Genomic DNA, 5,681 nt, shown 5'->3' with positions numbered 1-5,681 from the left:
AAATAAAGGATTCAAAGATGCTAACTTGTTTTTCAGAATATCTTTCAATATGTAAAGTTTTTAGATCATAAAAATACTGGCTGTTAAAAAACCTTTCTTTCAAAGGGAGAGGAATAAAAGCTACTAATCCAATAAAGTTCGTAACAATATGAATACTTGAAATACCTAAAACAAAATATTGTATGATAACATAAGCCTGTTGAGACAAGACTGAGATATTTTCAATTGATTCATTCTTGTAAACTCTAATGATATTATCAACAGAAAATATAAACATAATAATAGAGCTCCAAGCACTTAATAGTAGCCTATTAAAATCTGATAAGATTAAATAAGTGAAAGCATTCAAAAAAGAAAGTAAGCAGAATATTAGACCTAAACCAATAAGTATTTTTGAGAATATACTATTATTTTGGACTAAGCCAAAGTCAAAAATCCAGTAAATAATAGCCAATGATTGTATTAAAGTAATACCTTCTGTTAATGGTTTTTTAACTTCGCCTATGCAAACTGCTATCAACAAGAAACTACCCAAGAAATAGAATGGCCAAACTTCAATATGTGACTCTATTAAATATTGACTTTGATTTTTGAAGGGAAAGAATGCTGTAAAGCTTAGCATAAAAGAAGCTAATGCTGTTCCTAAAACAACATTCCATTTTTGAATAATACGATAATATTCAAAAATAAGTCCGAAAAATAATGGGAGTATATATAAATGAAAAAGCTGTTGTTGGGTATTGAAAACTTTTTGAATAACTATCGTCAAAAAAGCAATGAAAGCAATAATAATTAATGAAATACAGATGAATGGAAGATTAATATAGATAGAAAACTTCTCCTTCTTTTCATAGTTGTTTTTCATAAATTAGGGCTTAATTATCTTTATATACAAACGGCTTTACTTCAAACTATCAAATTCAATAAACTTGTATTCTGGCGAAGATTCTAGTAATTGCCTTAATACAGCAGCATGTCCATTTCCAAAGATTACTAATATTCTATCTTTACTACTTTCGGTTATCTCTTGTAGTTTTCTGAATATTCTCAAGTTTCTATTGTACCACCAGATAGATAAGATATCGGCACCTCTTTGATTATCTAATTTAAAATCTCCTACCAGATATGCTCCATAACCTAATTTATGAGATTCGCTAGTATTAATGCGTTTGATATATTTCAATAAGTTTGTCGTGACTGGCAATTTTTCTTCATAATCAAACCATTTCATATACATTGCATTGAACTTATCGTCATTTTGGAAATCAAAATCCTTGAATAACTTTTGAAAATATACTGAATCTAATTTTACTAAATCTTCATCAAAAGAACCAGCATCAATACCATAAATAGTATCCATTTTCATTTCACTAGCTAGCCTCAACGCTATTTGATAGCGTTCGTCTCTTTCATTTCCTGAATTACCAGCCTTGTATTGTCTGAGTTTTTCTGAAGCATTCCATTTTGGAGTGGCTTCAATAGCAATCTTTGTGGGCTTAAATTTTTTAATATAATTGACCAGTTCTGTAATTTCAGATTTCTTGGGTTCCTTTAATACGTCAATTTTATCGCCATCATTTATTTTATTGACGTCTAAATTGGGATAATCAAAATGGAAAGTACCGACGACTAATACTTGTGCTTTTTCTTTTGGGAAAAATGAAGAAGGTTGTTTGATTTCACTTTTTTGTGCGAAGAGGTTTAATGTATTAAAACAAATTGTTACGAGTGTAATTAGGCTTAGTTTTTTCATCTATTGAAATGTGCAAATATTATATATGTTTTATTACTTTTATAGTTTCTTCATAAAATGATAACTACTAATCTGAAAACCTTTGTTCAAGTACAAACGATGTGCAGTATGGCGTGTAGGACCAGAATCTAACGTGACGCAATCATAATTTCTGTCTTTGGCAAGGGCGATTACGTAATCTAATAAAGCCGTTCCATAACCTTCGCCACGAACTTTGTCTGAAGTAGTGAGGTCGTCGATATAGATTTGTTTGCCATTATAAAGCATTTGTAAATACCTAAAACCAATGGCAGAAACTACTTCATCATCTTTTTCGATATAAGCTAATTGATAGCCCTCACTCAGCATTTCGAGTACTGTTTCTACAAATACGTCTTCGGTGAGATGTGGACGAAGTAAACTAATTACATACCAACATTTTCGAACCTCTGCTTCAGTATTTGCTGTCTTTATAGTCATGTATTTATTGAGTGATTAGTGAATTGTGATTGATTAAATTGTGAGTTAGTGAGTTGTGAATTGGTAAATCATGACTTGGTTCCTAAACTTTTTTTTAAATCATCAATTTAATAAGCCTTTACATTTTCAAACCTTCAAATTTCCCAATCCTTTAATTTTCAAATTTTCAAATCAAAAAACTATTCCTCCTGAAAGTCTTCAGAAATTAATTTACGTAATTGCTGGTGAGGACGAAGGTTTGGACGTTTAGAGAACATTGCTTTATCACCCGATGAAGCCTTTGCTTTACTAGCCAAAGTAGCCGTATCGAAATAATTATCTCTTACAAATTGATTTACTTCATCTGCATTGATTACTTCCCTTACCATCGAACCTTTTCCAAAACCATCGTTATATGCACCAATCCTTGAATCTGTTTCTGCTAAACGAGTTTCTCTTTCAATATCCTTAATTTCTTCTAAAAGACTTTTCTTTTGTAACTCTAACGATTCAAAAGAAGGGAGCAATTGCAAGTCGTTTTCAAAAATATTTTTTTGAGTGATATTGTCTGCCAACTCTTTTTCAACGCCTTCTAAAGCAGTAATCAATTGTTTCTTCTCCTTCTTAAGTCGTTTTAACTTAGGGTCAATTTGTAACCATTTAGCCCAGTAACATTGTAAAACAGGGAATGCAATACCTAAACAAATTGCGCCAGCCAAAGCAAATAATACACCCGAAAGCACAAAAGAAGCCAAAGCCCAAGGACTGTTTACTAGTTTTTCATTCAGTTGGTCAAAAATTCTTAATTTTTCATCAATTTGTCGGGTAACCGCTATTGGTAGTGGAGCCGTTGGATTAAGAGGATCAAAGCTTTGATTTTGTAACTGTTTGATAGATTTGTTAACACCTTCTTTCATTTTGTCGGTTTTATAGGCCTCATACCTGAACCAACCCAAAATAAACAAAGTAACCACTGCAAAAACGACCGTAATACTTTTGAACCAAACGTATACCTTTTTAGAATTTAAAGAAGATGCAGTCGTATAAGGCGACTCCACCAATCTTTCATAAGCAGGTTTCAAAAGGATAGACAACATGGCTAACCCAACAGCAAATGACCACGCTTCAACATTATTACGAATATTGAGGGCATAAGCCACGATTTCGTGTGAAATAATTAAATCCCCTGCCACAAACGATACTCCAGCCAGAAAGTAAATAATACCTGCAAACAATGAGTATTGATGCGAATTGATTTTTCTTTTCTCAAGAAGGGTAGAGGAGGTTTCTTGATTTTCAGCTAATTGATTTTCAAGACGGTCACGATTTTTCCCTGCAAGATTTACCTTTAACATTCTTTCTTGAAGAGCATCATAAGCTTCTTTATAGCGAGCTTTAATGTGTTCAGTAACTTTTTCTAAATCAGAAAGTTCTTGTTTTTTTTCATTAAGCTGACGGCTTAACCACTCGAAATTTACTTGCGAAGACAAAAAACCTTCATAAGTATTTCTATCAACAGATTCTAGTCCTCCATGATAGCCATGTTGAAAATCGTACATTTCAGTATGCGAAGGCGTAGTATTTACGGGCATACGATTGTTATTTTGTTCTGTATTTTCCATTTTATTCTTCTTCTCCTAAAATTGTTGTCACTTGATTGTTGTTCAACCTATTTTTATAATTCTGAGCCAAATGATATTCACTTTCAAATACTTTAATCAGCATATCTCTTTGCGCATTTAATTTCAAATTGATAGTGCTTAATTTAGTCAGTTCAGGCAAAATATCTTGTTTCCTTTGTCGATATTTTTCGATTTCGGCTTTATGTTTCTCAATGTCTGTTTCCCACTCGGCTACTTTCTTGATTTTATCTTTGTAAAGTTGGTTTCGCTTTTGGAAGATGGTAAAATCATCCTTGAAAATGGTTAAATTTCCTAAGAACAATTTGCCCGAAAACATGAATAAAAAGAATATGAAAGCGAACAAAGCCCATGCTTGAAGGGGAGGTTTTGTAGCATAAATTTGGGCAAATACAAAGAAAGATGCTGCCAAGGGCATGCCTATTTCTTCTAATAGTCTTTTCCAAGTGCTTACTTTACTTTCGTCGTGGAGGAATGAAATACGCCCGAAAAGGTTAAACATTCCTGCTCCAAATACTCCTAAAGCAATAAAGGTAGTTTCTTGGAATTGTCCTTGCAACGATTCTTTAATTAAGAAATAATTACCTACCGCAATACCTATAGCTAGTGCTAATCCAACTACTGTTCTTAATAGATGATGTTGTTCGGTAAATTCTTGGTTTTTGAGAGACTGAATTTGCTGTTCAATATCTTTAACTAAACTTTCCTTTTCATTAATCCAATAATTCAACTCACCAATTTCTTCTTGGTGTTGGGCCATTACTTTTTCCGTTTCGGCTGTTTGTTGAGAAAAGTAGTGACGGATGATGGAGATTTTTTCGTCTGGGTTGGAACCCGACAACCCAAAGATAACGCCTTCATCTCTTAGAATATCTTCATTGATAAGCCAGTCGGGTTGGTCATTGACAGGACTAGAAAACGTTGGTGCAATATTATTTATTTGCACCAACGTATCATCGTTTGATAATACCTCTTCTGTGATGGGTATTTCTATATTTGTATTTTCAATGGTAGGATTATTGCCACGGAAAACATTTTTCAACTTGTCGAAAAAAGACATAAGCGTCGTGAATAATTGGTTTCAATAAAAACCGAAATTGTAAAAAAATATTTTATTCGACAAAGAAATTATGAAGAATGGCAGATTTGAACCACTTATACCTCTTGAAGTAAGCCTAAGATGACAAATAACAACCCAATGAAGGCTGATATACCACCTACGACGCCTAGCCCAAAGATGGCTAATACGATACCAACGCCTAAAAGAATGACACCGATTTTTAAGTTTGGATTCCAGTTATGAAAATCAGCAGATTGTACTCCACTTTTTTTCATTTTCTTCTCTATTTTTTTAATAATAAGCTTCTCTACGAAATTAGCCTTGCGAGTAGTAGCGATAGTCTTACTTTCATTTTTTTGTAAAACTACTTTGTCTAACATTGCGTTGATTTTTTCTTTTTTTAATTCAACGGCTGTTTCATTGTTTGCTTCATCAATGTGAATAACCTCTGATGCTGATGCATATAACACAGGGCTTGGCTTTTCATGGGCTGCTTCAATCATCAACGTTGAACTTGGCATTTGTTCTACTTTTGCCACTTCAACGGCCTTTTGTGTCTCATGCTGGTTTTGTGAAATGATTGTTTTCTGAGAAGTACATGATACTCCTACCATTAAAGCAAAAATGCTTATGAAAGTTAGTTTAATTGTTTGCATATTATTAGGTTTTAGTGTTTGTAAAGAAACGTTGAATAATTAAATTAATTGCTAAATAAACATGAGTCATCCCGAATTTTGTGGATGGCTTGCCCAATAAAAACCTCCTTGTTTATTTTGTGAATTACGACAAA

General features: G+C 32.9%; 6 protein-coding genes. All 6 read right to left on the bottom strand.

Annotated elements, in window-relative coordinates:
- Nucleotides 1-865, bottom strand: an 865-nt coding sequence (locus tag AC07XN_RS23035; RefSeq protein ID WP_494744759.1) for a hypothetical protein, incomplete at its 3' end; no start/stop codon positions are given.
- A gap of 36 nt (nucleotides 866-901) precedes the next feature.
- Nucleotides 902-1,753, bottom strand: coding sequence for a DUF5694 domain-containing protein (locus AC07XN_RS23030; protein WP_494744758.1), 852 nt, complete (start codon nucleotides 1,751-1,753; stop codon nucleotides 902-904).
- 39 nt (nucleotides 1,754-1,792) lie between these two features.
- Nucleotides 1,793-2,212, bottom strand: coding sequence for a GNAT family N-acetyltransferase (locus tag AC07XN_RS23025; protein WP_494744757.1), 420 nt, complete (start codon nucleotides 2,210-2,212; stop codon nucleotides 1,793-1,795).
- 179 nt (nucleotides 2,213-2,391) lie between these two features.
- Nucleotides 2,392-3,813 carry a hypothetical protein gene (locus tag AC07XN_RS23020; protein ID WP_494744756.1) on the bottom strand — a complete coding sequence of 474 codons (1,422 nt, stop codon included), beginning with the start codon at nucleotides 3,811-3,813 and terminating at the stop codon, nucleotides 2,392-2,394.
- A 1-nt stretch (nucleotide 3,814) separates the two neighbouring features.
- A complete protein-coding gene (locus AC07XN_RS23015) occupies nucleotides 3,815-4,891 on the bottom strand; it encodes a hypothetical protein (protein ID WP_309912486.1) in 1,077 nt (358 codons plus the stop codon).
- Nucleotides 4,892-4,986: 95 nt separating this feature from the next.
- Entirely contained in the window at nucleotides 4,987-5,547 is a 561-nt protein-coding gene (locus AC07XN_RS23010) for a hypothetical protein (RefSeq protein WP_494744755.1), read from the bottom strand.
- Nucleotides 5,548-5,681 lie beyond the last annotated feature (134 nt).

The sequence above is a fragment of the Arcicella sp. GW458-12-2-14-TSB2 genome, assembly GCF_059423785.1.
Note: the sequence above shows the minus strand (reverse complement) of the source record. Positions and strands in the feature narration are given on the sequence as shown.

Bases quoted from the DNA above. Each gene is read 5' to 3' on its own strand.
- AC07XN_RS23030 (WP_494744758.1), bottom strand. From the start codon at position 1,753: ATGAAAAAACTAAGCCTAATTACACTCGTAACAATTTGTTTTAATACA.
- AC07XN_RS23025 (WP_494744757.1), bottom strand. From the start codon at position 2,212: ATGACTATAAAGACAGCAAATACTGAAGCAGAGGTTCGAAAATGTTGG.
- AC07XN_RS23020 (WP_494744756.1), bottom strand. From the start codon at position 3,813: ATGGAAAATACAGAACAAAATAACAATCGTATGCCCGTAAATACTACG.
- AC07XN_RS23015 (WP_309912486.1), bottom strand. From the start codon at position 4,891: ATGTCTTTTTTCGACAAGTTGAAAAATGTTTTCCGTGGCAATAATCCT.
- AC07XN_RS23010 (WP_494744755.1), bottom strand. From the start codon at position 5,547: ATGCAAACAATTAAACTAACTTTCATAAGCATTTTTGCTTTAATGGTA.